This window comes from Bradyrhizobium sp. (assembly GCF_016213215.1).
GTDB lineage: Bacteria > Pseudomonadota > Alphaproteobacteria > Rhizobiales > Xanthobacteraceae > Bradyrhizobium.
The window spans coordinates 24,179-39,705 of sequence record NZ_JACRAW010000158.1; the positions used below are offsets into that span (position 1 = coordinate 24,179).

General features: G+C 64.4%; 15 protein-coding genes, 1 tRNA gene and 1 pseudogene. 8 read left to right on the forward strand and 9 right to left on the reverse strand.

Annotation, left to right across the window (positions count from 1 at the left end; all coding sequences use genetic code 11):
- Positions 1–79: 79 nt before the first annotated feature.
- From HY852_RS26095 to mnmA, 9 genes are all read right to left on the reverse strand, one after another.
- Entirely contained in the window at positions 80–1,567 is a 1,488-nt protein-coding gene (locus tag HY852_RS26095) for an ABC transporter substrate-binding protein (RefSeq protein WP_291607811.1), read from the reverse strand.
- Between the two features lie 57 nt (positions 1,568–1,624).
- A complete protein-coding gene (locus HY852_RS26100; RefSeq protein WP_291607812.1) occupies positions 1,625–2,659 on the reverse strand; it encodes an ABC transporter ATP-binding protein in 1,035 nt (344 codons plus the stop codon).
- Positions 2,656–3,651 carry an ABC transporter ATP-binding protein gene (locus tag HY852_RS26105; RefSeq protein WP_291607813.1) on the reverse strand — a complete coding sequence of 332 codons (996 nt, stop codon included), beginning with the start codon at positions 3,649–3,651 and terminating at the stop codon, positions 2,656–2,658. The genes HY852_RS26100 and HY852_RS26105 overlap by 4 nt, the downstream gene beginning before the upstream one ends.
- 21 nt (positions 3,652–3,672) lie before the next feature.
- On the reverse strand, positions 3,673–4,569 hold the full coding sequence (locus tag HY852_RS26110; protein ID WP_291607814.1) for an ABC transporter permease: 897 nt from the start codon (positions 4,567–4,569) through the stop codon (positions 3,673–3,675).
- Positions 4,566–5,516, reverse strand: coding sequence for an ABC transporter permease (locus HY852_RS26115; RefSeq protein ID WP_291607815.1), 951 nt, complete (start codon positions 5,514–5,516; stop codon positions 4,566–4,568). The genes HY852_RS26110 and HY852_RS26115 overlap by 4 nt, the downstream gene beginning before the upstream one ends.
- A gap of 136 nt (positions 5,517–5,652) precedes the next feature.
- Positions 5,653–5,729 (reverse strand) — tRNA-Met (locus HY852_RS26120).
- 116 nt (positions 5,730–5,845) lie between these two features.
- Positions 5,846–6,211: a hypothetical protein gene (locus tag HY852_RS26125; protein ID WP_291607816.1), complete on the reverse strand. Its 366-nt coding sequence runs from the start codon at positions 6,209–6,211 to the stop codon at positions 5,846–5,848.
- Between the two features lie 44 nt (positions 6,212–6,255).
- Positions 6,256–6,894 carry a class I SAM-dependent methyltransferase gene (locus tag HY852_RS26130; RefSeq protein ID WP_291607818.1) on the reverse strand — a complete coding sequence of 213 codons (639 nt, stop codon included), beginning with the start codon at positions 6,892–6,894 and terminating at the stop codon, positions 6,256–6,258.
- Positions 6,895–6,912: 18 nt separating this feature from the next.
- Positions 6,913–8,100: a tRNA 2-thiouridine(34) synthase MnmA gene (gene mnmA, locus HY852_RS26135; RefSeq protein ID WP_291607819.1), complete on the reverse strand. Its 1,188-nt coding sequence runs from the start codon at positions 8,098–8,100 to the stop codon at positions 6,913–6,915.
- Between the two features lie 704 nt (positions 8,101–8,804).
- Here mnmA and HY852_RS26140 point away from each other — a divergent pair.
- The 8 genes and pseudogenes from HY852_RS26140 to HY852_RS26175 all read left to right on the forward strand — a co-directional run.
- Positions 8,805–10,091, forward strand: a complete 1,287-nt coding sequence (locus tag HY852_RS26140) for a flagellar hook-length control protein FliK (protein WP_291607820.1) — start codon at positions 8,805–8,807, stop codon at positions 10,089–10,091.
- Between the two features lie 11 nt (positions 10,092–10,102).
- Positions 10,103–10,798 carry a flagellar hook capping FlgD N-terminal domain-containing protein gene (locus HY852_RS26145; protein ID WP_291607821.1) on the forward strand — a complete coding sequence of 232 codons (696 nt, stop codon included), beginning with the start codon at positions 10,103–10,105 and terminating at the stop codon, positions 10,796–10,798.
- A 193-nt stretch (positions 10,799–10,991) separates the two neighbouring features.
- Positions 10,992–11,267, forward strand: coding sequence for a DUF1153 domain-containing protein (locus HY852_RS26150; protein ID WP_002714638.1), 276 nt, complete (start codon positions 10,992–10,994; stop codon positions 11,265–11,267).
- A 170-nt stretch (positions 11,268–11,437) separates the two neighbouring features.
- Positions 11,438–13,066, forward strand: a complete 1,629-nt coding sequence (fliF, locus tag HY852_RS26155; RefSeq protein WP_291607822.1) for a flagellar basal-body MS-ring/collar protein FliF — start codon at positions 11,438–11,440, stop codon at positions 13,064–13,066.
- A 6-nt stretch (positions 13,067–13,072) separates the two neighbouring features.
- The gene (gene fliG / locus HY852_RS26160; RefSeq protein WP_291607823.1) at positions 13,073–14,158 is read left to right on the forward strand and encodes a flagellar motor switch protein FliG; all 1,086 of its coding nucleotides are present in this window, start codon (positions 13,073–13,075) and stop codon (positions 14,156–14,158) included.
- Positions 14,158–14,802, forward strand: a complete 645-nt coding sequence (locus tag HY852_RS26165; RefSeq protein WP_291607824.1) for a FliH/SctL family protein — start codon at positions 14,158–14,160, stop codon at positions 14,800–14,802. Before fliG ends, HY852_RS26165 begins: the two co-directional genes overlap by 1 nt.
- Positions 14,799–15,152, forward strand: a complete 354-nt coding sequence (gene fliN / locus HY852_RS26170; RefSeq protein WP_291607825.1) for a flagellar motor switch protein FliN — start codon at positions 14,799–14,801, stop codon at positions 15,150–15,152. Before HY852_RS26165 ends, fliN begins: the two co-directional genes overlap by 4 nt.
- Positions 15,153–15,202: 50 nt before the next feature.
- Positions 15,203–15,527 (forward strand): annotated as a pseudogene (locus HY852_RS26175) (sigma-54-dependent Fis family transcriptional regulator); the annotation flags it as partial.

Genomic DNA, 15,527 nt, shown 5'->3' on the forward strand with positions numbered 1-15,527 from the left:
CTCGTACCTGCAGAGCAAGATCTTCTCGTCGGCGACACGGCAGCGGAGGATTCGAACCTCCGCTTCCGATGGGGGACGCCTATTCCCAGGACCAGGCGGAGAAGTCGTTCTCGAATTGCGGGACTTCCTTCCAGACGCCCTTCAGCCGCTTGCTGGTGATGGTGATCCATTGCGGCTGGAAGAGGAAGCCGGCCATCGCGTCGGTTGCCAGCATGCGCTGCGCGTCGCCGAGCAGCCTGGCGCGATCGCCCTCGCCCGGGGTTGCCATGATCGACTTGTAGAGCTCATTGAACGCGGGGGAATTGTAGCCGAGATAGTAATCGCTTTCCGTCAGCTTCACGAGATCGAACGGCTCGACATGCGACACGATGGTCAGGTCGTAGTTGTGCGCGCCGGTAAAGACCTGCGACAACCACTGCGCCCATTCCACGTTCTCGATCTTGGCGAGGATGCCGACCTTGGCGAGCTGGGCCGCGAGAACTTCACCGCCCTGACGCGCGTAAGCCGGCGGCGGCAGCTTCAGGCTCAGCTCGAGCGGCGTGGCGACGCCGGCTTCCACAAGCAGCTTCTTCGCCTTCTCGGGGTCATAGGGATTGATGCCGGTGGTGTCGACATGGCCCAGCGATCCCGGCGTGTAGAAGCTGCCGATGGGAGTGCCGAACCCGTCGACGGCGCCATCGATCATGGCCTTGCGGTCGATGGCGGCGAGAATCGCCCGGCGTACGCGCACATCGTCGAGCGGCTTCTTCTTGTTGTTGATGGCGACGATCGTCTTTGCCTTCGAGCCGCCGACCAGCACGGTGAAACGCGGATCCGACTTGAACTGCGCGAGGCTGCGCGCAGCCGCGACTCTCGGGAACGCATCGACATCGCCCGACAGGAGGGCGGCTACCTGCGCCGACGGATCGCTGATGAAGCGGATGGTCACCTTGCCGAGCTTGATCGCTGCGGCGTTGCGGTAGTCGGGCCATTTGTTCAGGGTGATCGAAGATCCCTTGGCCCAATTGCCCAGCGTATAGGGCCCCGTCCCGACGGGCTGCGTGGCATCGGTAGGCGCGCTCTTGGGTTCGACGATCGAAGCGGGCGCCTGCCCGAGCAGGAACGGCAGGTTAGGTTCCGAGTACGTCAGAGCGACCACGATGGTGTCTGCATCAGGGGCGGTCACCGATGCAAAACTCTTGAACAGGCTCTTGTCCTTGTTGGTGCTCGTCGGTGCCGCGGCGCGGTCGAACGAGAATTTCACCGCGGCGGAATCGAACGGCTCGCCGTTCTGGAATTTGATCCCTTTACGGAGCTTGAACGTGTACGTCTTCAGATCGGGTGAAGCCTGCCAGCCCTCGGCAAGCAAGGGCGACACGGAGCCGTCTTCGTTGATCTTGGTCAGCGTCTCATAGACGTTGTAGAGCGTGACCTCGGCGATGGCCGCCGCTGCGGCCGTGGTTGGATCTAGCCCGGGCGGCTCCAGCCCCATGCCTATGACCACGCTGTCCTTCTTGCCTTGCGCCAGGCTCGGCAGCGGCGCAGCAAAAGCGGCAGCGAGTGCGAGAACGGATAACTTCTTGAACATGGGCGTACTCCCCCGGACTTGTTACGTTGCCAATCTACGCCAATCCCGCAGCGCAGGCTAATCCCCGTCCAGCGACGGCTGCGGCAGCGACATCACCGCCTCTGCCTGGTGGCACGCGGCGAGATGTGTCGCACCGACACGGCGTAGCGCGGGCGCGTTGTCGCGACAACGCTGGTCGGCCATTGGACACCGCGAAACGTAGGGACATCCGGCCGCGCCCACCGATTGCGAGACGATCGCAGGAGCGGTGCGACGGCGGCGTACCCCGCCTGCGCGGGCGCGCGGAACGGCCTCGAGCAGGGCTCGCGTATAGGGATGGGCGCACTGGTCGAACAGGTCCTCGGGCCGGCCCTGCTCGACAATTCTGCCCAGATACATGACTGCGATCTCGTCGCAGAGATAATCCACGACCGCGAGATCATGGCTGATCAGGATGTAGCTCAGTCCAAACTGCTCCTGGAGATCCTCCAGAAGGTTGAGTACCTGCGCCTGCACCGAAACGTCGAGCGCGCTGACCGGCTCGTCGGCCACGATCAGTTTCGGCTGGGTGATCAAGGCGCGGGCAATCGCGATGCGCTGCCGCTGCCCTCCGGAGAATTCGTGTGGAAACTTGTCCATGTCCGCCTCGCGCAGCCCGACCTGTCTCAGCACCGTCGCGACACGCTCGCGAAGCGAAGTGCGATCCAGCCGACCGAGCGCCGTAAGCGGTTCGGAAACAATGCGCGCGATCGTCTGGCGAGGGTCCAGCGATCCATACGGGTCCTGGAACACCATCTGAAAGTCCCGTCGGGCGCGGCGAAGCTCCGCGGCCGAGATACGGTTGAGATCACGGCCGAGCAGCGATACCGATCCCGACGACGGCCGTTCCAGCGCCATCACGAGACGGGCGAATGTCGATTTGCCAGAGCCGGATTCGCCGACGACGCCGAGACTCCGACCCGGCATGACCTGCGCGCTCACCCCATTCAGCGCGAGCACCTGCCCCGCCGGGCGGAACACGCTCTCGCGCGGCAGCACGTAGCGTTGCACGAGATCCTTCACCTCGAGGAGCGGCGGCGCGGATACGGATGGAGTTTGGTCCGGCATGATCATGCGGGAAGATCCCCTGCCGGGCTCGCCATTGAAACGTCCGTCCTCAGGCAGCGCACGCGATGACCGCCTCCCACTTCCACCGCGCCCGGGAGCGCAGCGCGACAACGGCTCTCGACCAGACTGCAGCGGTCGGCGAAGGTGCAGCCGGCCGGCAGATCGGCCAGCTCAGGAACAGTTCCCGCGATCGTCTTCAGCCGCGTCCCCTTCCTCGCCCCGAGGCGTGGGCGCGCGCGAAACAGCCCCTGCGTATAGGGATGCCCCATGCGCGTGAACACCGCATCCGTCGCCCCGCTCTCGACGACGGTGCCGCCGTACATCACCATCATCTTCTGGACGTTCTCGGCAATGACTCCGAGATCATGCGAGATCAGGATCATCGCCATGCCGCGCTCGGCGACCAGATCGTCGATAAGGTCGAGGATCTGCCGCTGGATCGTGACGTCGAGCGCGGTAGTCGGCTCATCGGCGATCAGCAGGTCAGGCTCGCAGGCGAGCGCCATGGCAATGGTGATGCGCTGGCGCTGGCCGCCGGAGAACTGATGCGGATAGGCATCGACGCGCTTCGCCGCGTCGGGAAGGCCGACGCGATCGAGCAAGGCTACGGCCTCCTTGCGCGCTTCGGACGCCGAGCAGTTCTTGTGGCGCCGCAGCGGTTCGGCCACCTGACGCCCGATCGTGTGCATGGGATTGAGCGCGGTCATCGGCTCCTGGAAAATCATGCTGATGCGGTTGCCGCGCAGCTCGCAGTACTCCGCATCCGACAGCCCCACCAGCTCGCGGCCGTCCAGCCGGATGCTGCCGCTCACCACGGCCCTGTCCGGCAGCAGGCCCATCAACGCAAGCGCGGTGACGGACTTGCCGCATCCGGATTCGCCCACCAGCCCCAGCGTCTCGCCGCGCTTGAGCGAGAAGCCGACCGCGCGCACGGCCTGCGCGGGACCGCGGCTGGTGTTGAGCGTAACACCGAGATTTTCGACTTCGATCAGGGGCACGTGTGCGGATCCGCTCTCCACTCAGCGCTCCCGCGCCAGCCGAGGGTCGAGCAGGTCACGCAACCCGTCTCCCAGCAGGTTGAGACCCAGCACCGCGACTGCGATCGCGGCCCCGGGATAGACAGCCAGGCTCGGCGACTGGAACAGCAGGCTCTGGGCATCATTCAGCATGCGTCCCCACGACGGTTGCGGCGGTTGCGTCCCGAGCCCAAGGTAGGACAGGGCCGCTTCCGCGAGAATCGCGAGCGCGAATTGTATGGTGGCCTGCACGATCAGCACTGAAAGGATGTTCGGCAGCACGTGCTCGATGGTGATGCGAAAGCTGCCCTTGCCCGACGCCCGCGCAGCCAGCACGAATTCCCTTGCCCATATCGCATTGGCTGATCCCCTGGTCACCCGGACGAAGATCGGAATCTGGAAGATGCCGATCGCCGTGATCGAGGTGACCATCCCCGGTCCGATGACGGCGGCCAGCATGATCGCCGAGAGCACGGCGGGAAATGCGAAGGTGAAGTCGGTCATCCGCATGATGATCTCCTCCACCCAGCCTTTGCACGCCGCAGCGATCAGGCCGAGGCACACTCCGCAGGTCAAGCCTATGCCGACGGCGATGACACCGACCAGGATGGTGGATCGCGCGCCGACCAGGAGCAGCGAGACGATGTCGCGGCCGAGTGCGTCGGTGCCGAGCCAGTGCGCTGCGGAGGGTGGCTGCAGCTTGGCCGCGATGTCGAGCTCATAGGCCGACCACGGCGTCCAGACCAGCGACAGCACCGCGGCAAACAGAACCAGGAGGCTCAGCACGCCTCCCGCCACGAAGCTCCGATGGCGCAGCGCACGCTGCCAAAAACCTGCCGCGGCCTGCGATCTCCGTGTTGCGGTCGCAACGCCCGCTGGAGCGGTCAGTGGGGCGCTCATAGGTCGTGAACCTTGATCCGCGGATCGATGAAGGCATAGAGCACATCGACCACGAAGTTGACGATGATCACCATGGCCGCCAGCAGCATCACGCAGTTGCGGACCACGATCAGGTCGCGATTGGCAATCGACTGGAAGATGAGCCGGCCGAGACCTGGCAGGTAGAAGACGTTCTCGATCACGATCGTCCCCGCCAGCAGGTTGGCGAACTGCAGGCCCATTACCGTCATCACCGGTATCATTGCGTTGCGCAGCACGTGGTGCCAGAGCACGCCGCGCTTGCTTATGCCCTTGGCGCGGGCGGTTCGCACGAAATCCTCGCGCAGCACCTCGAGCACGGCCGAGCGCGTGACTCGCGCAAGGATAGCGGCCTGCACGACGGCGAGCGAAATGGCCGGCAGCAGGAGGGATCGGATCGCGGGCCAGATGCCTTCGTCCCATCCGGCGAATCCCCCGGCGGAGAGCCATTGCAGCTTCACGGAGAACAGCAGGATCAGAAGAATGGCGAACCAGAAGTTAGGCAGCGCGATCCCGATCTGGGTCAGCGACATCACGCCGACGTCGCCCAGCCTGTTGTGATTGGCGGCCGTGTAGATGCCCGCCGCCAGCGCCAGCACTACCGTGATCAGCATCGACATGATCGCGAGCGGAACCGTGAGCGTCAGCCGCTCCCCGATCAGTTCGGCAACCGAGGTGCCATAGGCATAGCTGTTTCCGAGATCACCCACGGCCATGCCGCGGATCCAGTTCAGGTATCGATTGACGAGCGGCTGGTCCAAGCCGAGCTTGATGGTGAGCGCCCGCACCGCATCGGGCGATGCGTCGGCGCCCATCAACATCTGCGCGGCATTGCCGGGCAAAGCATCCAGGACCAGAAAAATGATCAGCGAGGCGCCGGCAAGCGTCGCCAACAAGGTCAGAAGCCGCCGCAAGACGAACAGGCTCATGCCGTGCTCTCAGAATTCGTGCATCGGGCCGGCACGATCAACATGTTTGGCGCGGGAGGCAAGCCTGTGACCCGCTTCGGCGCGCCACATCAAACTGCGTATATCTTGAATATCTTGAATTGTTTGCGGCTCTAACTGGTAGCGGGGGAGGGACTCGAACCCCCGACCCCAGGATTATGATTCCCGTGCTCTAACCAGCTGAGCTACCCCGCCACATCGTTCGAGGGAGAGGGCCGGTCGGCCACGCTCGAACGCGCGGCATATAAGGAGCCGGTCAACGGCCTGTCAAGCAAACCGCGTGCCCTTCCCAAGTCCCTGTAAACCGGATCCTATTTCGGCCGGACGTTGGGATCCCCGCCGGGGCTGCCGGGCGGCGGAATCACCGGCGTCCTGCCGACGTCCGGCGCCGGCGCCCGCATTTCAGGATCGATCCCGGCCGGCGGGCACAGCACGCCGTCCGACCTCGCCAGCTTGTCGCCAAGCGATTCCTGCGCCTGCCCGGTGGTTGTCCCCTCCGGCACGATGGTGCCGTGCGGCGGGTTGGGCTGCGTCGGCGTACACTCGCTCGATCGCTGCGGCGCAGGCGGAGCGGTCTGGGTCGGAGGAGTGGCCGGTGCCGGCGGCGCCTGCGCAATCGCGGCAGGCGAGGCCGCCATCAGCATACATGAGAACAGCACGTAGGATTTCATCCGCATGTGACGAAAACGAATCCTGGCGCCAGCGGTTCCCGCCAAAAGGATTACGTTTTGCGGTAGCGGATCAGCGAGAAATGGCCCATCGGCGGCATCGGACGGCGCTCGGCCAGGCTGACACCGCCATGTTTTGCCGCCCAGTTCACCAGGCGGGCCCATGGAAATTCCGGACGCCAGCCGAGGCGCCTGGCAAACGGAGCAAAGGCAAGCTCGAACAAGCGGCGCGGTCCGCTCTCCGCTCCGATGTGATTGACCAGGATAAGTTCCCCGCCCGGCTTCAAGACGCGAAGGAATTCGTCCAGCGTTCCTTCCGGGTCGGGCACCGCGGTGATGACATACTGCGCGACCACCGCATCGAAGCAGCCATCTGCGAACGCCAGGTTCTTGGCGTCCATCACCGCAAGCAACTCGACATTGGTCAGCTTGAGCAAGCGCACGCGCTGCTGCGCCTTGCGCAGCATCGGCTCGGAGATATCGACGCCGCACAGCCTGGTCGAGCGCGAATAATCCGACAGCGAAAGTCCGGTGCCGACCCCGACGTCGAGAATCCGGCCGCCGATCCTGTCGGCTACTTCGATAGTCGATTGACGACCCTGGTCGAAGACCTTGCCGAAGACGAGATCATAGACCGGCGCCCAGCGACCATACGCCTTCTCGACCCCCGCGCGGTCGATATCCGATGCCATGCCCCGCCCCAACCAGTTCTAGCCGCGCACCGCCTCGACGAGTGGCCGCGTTGCGCGATCGGACGTCACGCGTCTGGCGTCAGCGCTATGGATAAAGCCGCCACCGAGCACGCGCGCCTGTCCTGAGGGCGCATCGTAGAAAACACAAGCCTGGCCGGGGGAGACCCCCTCCTCGCCCGCGATCAAGTCGACTTCGTATTGGCCGTTGCCGCCGCGCAGCCAGGCCGGCTGCGGCGCGCGGGTCGAGCGAACACGGACGAAGATCTCGAGGCCGTTGCCGATCGCGCGATCGATATCGCCATCACCGATCCAGTTGACGTCGCGCAGCATGATGCGATTCATGCGCAGCGCCTCACGCGGGCCAACCACGACGCGGCGGGTCGCGGCTTCCAGGCGCACGACATAAAGCGGCGCTCCGGAAGCGATACCGAGGCCGCGACGCTGGCCGACGGTGAAATTCGCAATGCCCTGGTGCTGGCCCAGCACGCGGCCATCAAGGTCGACGATTTCCCCGGGGTCCATCGCGTTCGGGCGCAATCGGGTGATGATGTCGGTATAACGTCCGGTCGGTACGAAGCAGATGTCCTGGCTGTCGTGCTTGTCGGCCACCGCAAGACCAAAGCGGCGCGCCAGCTCGCGCGTCTGGGCCTTGGTCATGTCGCCGAGCGGAAATCGCAGATAGTCGAGCTGCTCGCGCGTGGTTGCGAACAGGAAATAGCTCTGGTCGCGCTCGGCATCGGCTGCGCACACCAGCGCGCGCGAGCCGTCGGAAAGGCGGCGCGACGCCACGTAATGCCCGGTGGCGAGCGCCACCGCGCCGAGCTCCCGTGCCGTCTTGAGCAGGTCGCGAAATTTGATCGCGCGGTTGCATTCGATGCACGGGACCGGCGTCTCGCCGGAAGCATAGCTGTCGGCGAAATTGTCGATCACCTGTTCGCGGAAGCGATCCTCGTAGTCGAGGACGTAATGCGGGATGCCGATCCGCGCGGCGACGTCCCGCGCGTCATGGATATCCTGGCCGGCGCAGCAGGCGCCCTTGCGATGGATCGCGGCACCATGGTCGTAGAGCTGCAGCGTGATCCCGACGACGTCGTAACCTTCGGACTTCAACAGGGCAGCCGTGGTCGAGGAATCGACGCCGCCCGACATCGCGACGACGACCCGTGTGTCCTGAGGACGGCCATCAAGATCCAGACTGTTGAGCATGGTTCCGGTTACTGGTGCGATCGCGTTTCCTCCCACGATCAGAAAGCCCTTCTTGGGAAAAGCCGACGGCGCACGGAACCTAGGCGGTTCCGGAGTCGGCTTGCCCGGTCGAAAACGGCTGCTGCTCTTTAATATAGGCCGTATTTCCACGAAGCAATCGTACCGCGGGGTTTTGCTGGACCGCGGCAAATCTTGCCGGCAGGCAGAAAAGGAGGACTCGGAGACCTCCCGGCCAAAAACTAAGTCACTGAATCTACGACATAATTTATTATTCGAGAGTGGCCTGGTCCTTGCTCCCCTTCTGCCAAGTCTATTGCAGGGGACAATCCGTGTTCAGCGTTACCTCCGAATTAGCCGCAAGCCTGTCGTTCCAGGCCGCGCCCAAGTCTACCCGGTCCGAACCGGGGCAGGGCCGTGCCGATTTTTCCGCGCTGGTCGATAGCAATCTCCCTGCCGAAAAAGCGCCCGCTCCCACCAATCAAGCAGACCAAAGCTCAGCGCCGCGGCGAGCCGACGGCCGTTCGTCGGCCCCGGACAAGAGCGCCTCCAACAGCAGGTCAGCTGATCAGGCCGCGGCCGACAGCCAGACGACCGATACCCCAGCTTCCACGCCGTCGGCCAACTCCAATAATGGGGACTCCGCCAAATCTGAGCAGCCTGATGCAAAATCGGACGCATCCAAGCCGGAGGGCCTGAAGGCGGCCGTGACGGTCAACATCGACCCTTCCGTTTCGGGATCGAAGGACGCAACGGACTCCACCCAGCAGGATGCCACCTCGCCCGCCACGCCGGATCCGACGGCTGCGGTGATTGCCGTCGTCATTGCACCGCCAGCCGTGGTGCCGACCGATGCGAGTCAGGCTGCGGCCAATTCGAACGCCCCGCTTGCCATTGCGGCCGCCGGCCTTGCGGCAAGCGCGTCGACCGCGGCGCAGTTGACCTCCCCGACGCCGGCCAAAGCTGACCCGGATGCAGTCGCGCCAACAACCGCTGAAACCACCGCTCCGGCACCGGCGGTCGACGTTACGGCACCGACAAAGCCGGCGGTCCAGACCAACGCAAGCGCGATCGTCGCGGCGGCAGGAGCCAAGCAGGATGTGGCTCCGCAAACTGACGCTGTGAACGCCGAGGCGGCGTCGAATGGTGCGGCCAATGCGCCGATCCAGCCCACACCGGTCAAGAGTGCGGCCAAGAGTCACACCAAAGTGTCGCCAGCAAATCTTGCGAGTGGGTCGGATGCTTCAACCGCCGAGCCGGCGTCAGCCGACGCCGGACCGGCAAGCCCTGCGGCAGCCGCAACGCCGGACGCCTCACCGGGTCCTTCCGGCGCAAAGGGACAAGGCAACACCGACCTGGTTGCCGTGAAACCCCAGGCGTCGGACGGCGCGCCGTCGACCGCCTCATTCGCCGCCCCTGGCCATGATCACGTTTCGATGACCGTGGCGACAGACAGCCCATCCGACGCGGGCATGCCGGCCACTTCGACCATGCAGCCGCAGCTTTCGTCCGTGGCAACGACCACCGCCGCTTCAACCTCGACCTTGGGGGTTGCGACGCCCGGTACCTCCGCGGTGCCGCTCAGCGGGCTGCCGATCGAGATCGCCGCCTCGGTGCGCAGCGGCAAGACTCGTTTCGACGTCAGGCTCGACCCCGCCGATCTCGGCCGCATCGACGTCCGCATCTCCGTGGATCGCAACGGCCAGATCATCTCGCACCTGACGGTCGAGAAACCGGAGACTCTCGCCATGCTGCAGCAGGACGCGCCCCAGCTGCAACGTGCACTCGACGATGCCGGGTTGAAGACCGGAAGCAACGGCCTTCAGTTCAGCCTGCGCGATCAATCCTCGTCCGGACAGAACAACGGCAACGACAACAGCGGCAACGCCCGCCGCCTGATCATCACCGAGGACGAGGCGGTGCCCGCCGCGGTGGCCGGACGCAATTACGGTCGCATGCTCGGTTCGAGCGGCGGCATTGATATCAGAGTCTGAGGAGTACGGACATGGCAACCACCGCAGCAGTAACGGCCCCTGGAGTCGTCTCGGGAACGACGCCGACTTCCTCGAGCTCCTCCAACTCGAGCCTGAACTCGACGACCGGCACCACGCTGGCCGGCAATTTCCAGACCTTTCTGATGCTGCTGACCACCCAGCTGCAGAATCAGAGCCCGCTCGATCCGCTGGACACCAACCAGTTCACCCAGCAGCTCGTGCAGTTCGCCCAAGTCGAGCAGCAGCTCAAGACCAACGAGGAACTGAAGACGCTGGTGGCGATGCAGCAGGCAGTCCAGGCCACGCAGGCCCTGGGCTTCGTCGGCAAGACGGCCGTGGTCGACGGCTCGACCACCGCGCTCAGCAATTCAAAGGCGACCTGGGAGCTCAACATCAAGAGCGCTTCGACGGTGAACATCACCATCACCAACAGCAGCGGCCAGACTGTGTTCACCGGCAAGTACAGCGCGAACGCGGGCGACAGCCAGCCCTTCACCTGGAACGGCCAGGGCAATGACGGGACTCAATTGCCGGATGGCAAGTACACGCTTACCGCCAGTGCCGTTGACTCCTCCGGCACGTCGGTAGGTGTAGCCACTCAGATCCAGGGCACCGTCAGCTCGGTCGATCTGACCCAGTCCCCGCCGCTCTTGATGATCAACGGCCAGAGCTACACCGTGAGCCAGGTCAAAGCCATCGTGGGCTGACGGCACCGCCCTCCCGCGGCGCGCTCGATTGATCGAGGAGCCGGCCTTTCACTCGGCTCGATCGAGCTCAAATCGCGCTGTTCCTGGCGTTTTCAAGGAGATTTGTATTGAAGCCTTAGGCTTAGCCAAATTTTAAGCCGCCTGACTTAGGGTGGTGATGTGAGTTCAGTGGTTGAGAGTTTGTGAGTACGCCATGACAGAACCCCATCGCCCGAGGGTGAAATACGTCATCGGGCCCGACGGCAGCCCGTTGACGATCGCGGACCTACCCGCGCCGGGAACCAAACGGTGGGTCATTCGCCGTAAAGCCGAAGTGGTCGCGGCAGTCCGCGGCGGTCTCCTCTCCTTGGAAGAGGCCTGCAGCCGCTATACGCTGACGGTCGACGAATTCCTGTCCTGGCAATTTTCCATCGACCAGCATGGCCTTGCGGGTCTGCGTACTACCCGGATCCAGCAGTACCGGCAGTAAGGCTCCCGGAAATACCCAGTTTGATGAAAATCGGCATCGCCCCGCGATGCCGATTTTTTCCATTTTTCGCGCTTTGGCGCGATCCCTTAACCTTCGTTAACCATATGGAAACTATCACCTAGGCAATAATTGCCCAGTCGGCCGCTCGGCCGAATCTTCGGGGCAGTGGCTTGCAAGGTCTGTTGGACTTCTTGAAAAGTCTCGGCGCGGCGCGCATGGGCGCGATGGTCGCGGTCTCGGCCGCGCTGATCGGCTTCTTCGCGTTTCTCATCATGCGGGTCACCACCCCGCAGATGACGACGCTGTTCACCGATCTCAGCATCGAGGATTCCTCCAGCATCATCAAGGATCTGGAGCGCCAGGGCATCACCTTTGAGCTGCGCAATGAAGGCAGCAGCATCATGGTGCCCAAGGACAAGGTCACCCGTCTGCGCATGAAGCTCGCCGAGGGCGGCCTGCCCAAGGGAGGCGGCGTCGGATATGAGATCTTCGACAAGTCCGACGCGCTGGGCACCACGAGCTTCGTCCAGAACATCAACCACCTGCGCGCCCTGGAAGGGGAGCTTGCCCGCACTATCCGCGCCATCGACCGCGTCCAGGCTGCCCGGGTGCATCTGGTACTGCCGGAGCGGCCACTGTTCGCGCGCGAAGCGCCCGAACCGTCGGCTTCGATCGTGGTCCGGGTGAGGGGCGCGCTGGAGCCGCAGCAGATTCGCGCCATCCGGCACGTCGTCGCCTCCGCGGTGAACGGGCTGAAGCCGCAGCGGGTCTCGATCGTCGACGAAGCCGGCCAGCTTTTGGCGGACGGGGCAGCCAGCGATCCGGACCAGAGCATCGGCGACGAACGCCGCGCCACCTTCGAGAAACGGATGCGCAAGCAGGTCGAAGACATCGTGTCCTCGGTGGTGGGCGCCGGCCGGGCCCGCGTCCAGCTGTCCGCCGATTTCGACTTCAACAAGATCACGCAGACGTCCGACCGCTTTGATCCCGAAGGACGCGTGCTGCGCTCGAGCCAGACGCGTGAGGAAAGCAGCGTCACGGCGGAAAACAACGGCCAGGTCACGGTCAACAACGAACTGCCGGGCAACCAGCCCGGCACCAACCCTCAGGCCGCGCGCGATCAGAGCAAGAAGAGCGAAGAGACCAACAACTACGAGATCTCCCGCACCACCAAGACCGAAGTCACCGAGGTTGGCCGGGTTAACCGCATCTCCGTCGCCGTGCTGGTCGACGGCATCTATGCCAAGAACGAAAAGGGCGATCTGGTCTACCAGGAGCGCGGCAAGGAGCAGCTCGACCGAATCGCGACGCTGGTGCGCTCCGCGATCGGCTTCGACCAGAAACGCGGGGACCAGGTCGAGGTCGTCAATCTTCGCTTTGCCGAAGCGCCCGCGGCCCCCCCTATTGCCGAGCCGACCGGCTTGCTCGGGATGCTTCAGTTCACCAAGGATGACGTCATGTACGTCATCGAGCTCGGCGTGATGGTGCTGCTCGGCCTTGTGGTGATGTTCATGGTGATCCGGCCGCTGGTCCGCCGCATCCTCGCTGCCGACGAAATGGCAGCCCTCACCGCCGCGCGGAACATGCCGGCAATCATCGACGAGAGCGGCCATTCGGCCAACCCCGCCGCCCAGGCGTCGCTCGCCCACGGCAACGCCACTGCGCAGATGATCGATGTCGCCCAGGTTCAGGGCCAGGTCCACGCGCAGTCGGTACACCGCGTGGGCGAACTGGCCGAGCGCAATCCCAACGAAACCGTCACCATCATCCGCCAATGGCTGGCCGAACCCGCGAAGTGATCTGAGATGTCCGCCGTACCGCAGACCGCCAATTCCAGCGACATCACCAGCGTCATAGCGACGCTCGGGGCCCGTCAAAGCAGCCGTGCCAAGAGCGAACCGATATCCGGCTCCAGGCGTGCCGCGATCCTGATGCTGGCATTGGGCGACCAATATGGCGGCAAGATCTGGTCCATGCTCGACGATGAAGAAGTCCGCCAGATCTCGTTCGAGATGTCGTCGCTCGGCACCGTCGAAGCCGAAGTGGTCGAGGACATGCTGCTCGAATTCGTCTCGCGGATGTCGGCCTCCGGCGCCCTGATGGGAAATTTCGACGCCACGGAGCGGCTGTTGCAGCAACACCTGGCGCCGGAGCGGGTGACCGGCATCATGGACGAAATCCGCGGCCCCGCCGGCCGCAACATGTGGGAGAAGCTTTCCAACGTTCAGGAGGAGGTTCTCGCCAACTATCTCAAGAACGAATACCCCCAGACCGTCGCGGTGGTGCTGTCGAAACTGAAGCCGGAGCACGCCGCGCGCGTCCTTGCCATCCTGCCCGAAGAGCTGGCGCTCGACGTCGTGAACCGCATGCTCAGGATGGAAGCGGTGCAGAAGGAGGTCATCGAGCGCGTCGAGCAGACGCTGCGCACCGAATTCATGTCGAACCTGTCGCAGACCAGGCGCCGCGACGCCCATGAGGTGATGGCGGAAATCTTCAACAACTTCGACCGCCAGACCGAAACCCGATTCATCACGGCGCTCGAGGAAGACAACCGGGACTCGGCCGAGCGCATCAAGGCGCTGATGTTCACCTTCGACGACCTGGTCAAGCTCGACTCCGGCTCGGCTCAGACCCTGATGCGCCATGTCGACAAGGACAAGCTCGGAGTGGCGCTCAAGAGCGCCAACGAGGAGGTGCGCAATTTCTTTTTCAGCAACATGTCCTCGCGCGCCGCCAAGATGCTGCAGGACGACATGGCGGCCATGGGCCCGGTCCGCCTGCGCGACGTCGACGAGGCGCAGGCTCTCCTCGTCAACCTCGCCAAGGACCTCGCCGCCAAGGGCGAAATCATGCTGTCCAAGAACCGTGCCGACGACGAACTGGTGTACTGATGGCCGCACCCGCGAAGTTCCTCTTCGACAACGACTTCTCCGCACCCGACAAGTCGCGCGAACAGGCGGCTATGGCGGCGGAAGTCGCGCAGAAGGTCGCGGCCGCCGAAGCACGCGCCTATCGCGACGGCTTCGACGCAGGACAGCGCGAGGCCAAAGCGGAGAGCGACCGCCGGACAGCGCTGGCGCTCGAGGAGATCAGGATCGGCATGCAGGGCATCGCCGCGCGGATTTCCGGGGTGGAAGGCCGGATGGAGACCGAAGCCGTCGAGGTCGCGGTTGCCGTCGCGCGCAAGTTGTGCGCCGAGTTGATTGCGGCCGAGCCGCTCGGCGAGATCACGGCGCTGATTCGCGACTGCTTCTCGCATCTGGTCACCACCCCGCACCTGGTGGTCCGCATCAATGATTCCCTTTACGAGAACGCGCGCGAAAAGATCGAGCGGCTCGCGAAACAGAGCGGCTTCGAAGGCCGGCTGGTGATCCTGGCCGAGCCGGAGATCGCGACCGGCGACTGCCGGATCGAATGGGCCGACGGCGGCATCGTGCTGGAGCGAGGCGCGATTGACGCCAAGATCGACGAGCTTGTGGGACGCTACATGGCGTCCCGCAACGCGGACACCGCAGCCATGGGGAGTGGATCATGAGCGACACCGAAGGCCAGGTACCGCTGCCCGATCTGAACGCACCCTTAGCACCGGGCAACACGGACGACGTGGCGTACAACGAAGAGGAGCAGACGGCGCGCGTTGCCGCGGATCTTGAAGCCGTGTTCGACGTGCCGGTGCAGGTATCGGCCGTGCTCGGCCGTTCGAAGATGGACGTCGGCCAGCTCCTGAAGCTCGGTCCCGGGACGGTGCTCGAACTCGACCGGCGCGTCGGCGAGGCCATCGACATCTACGTCAACAACCGGCTGGTCGCGCGCGGCGAGGTGGTGCTGGTGGAAGACAAGCTCGGCGTCACCATGACGGAAATCATCAAGTCGGAACGCAGCTGAGATTGAAGGACAACGCGCCATGAGCGCGAACGGACGCACAGGAGAGTGACATGAGGCTTCTCATCGTTGGCACCTTGAAGGGCCAGCTCACAGCCGCCACCAAGATCGCGATGGAGAACGGTGCGACCGTTACCCACGCCGAGGATCTCGATCAGGCCATGCGGGTGCTGCGCGGCGGCAAGGGCGCCGACCTGCTGCTGGTCGACGTCGGACTCGACATCCGCGATCTGGTGCTGCGGCTCGAAGCCGAGCACATTTGCGTGCCGATCGTCGCTTGCGGCATCTCGAACGACGCTCGCGCCGCGGTCGCCGCCATCCATGCCGGCGCCAAGGAATACATTCCGCTACCGCCAGACCCGGAACTTATCGCCGCGG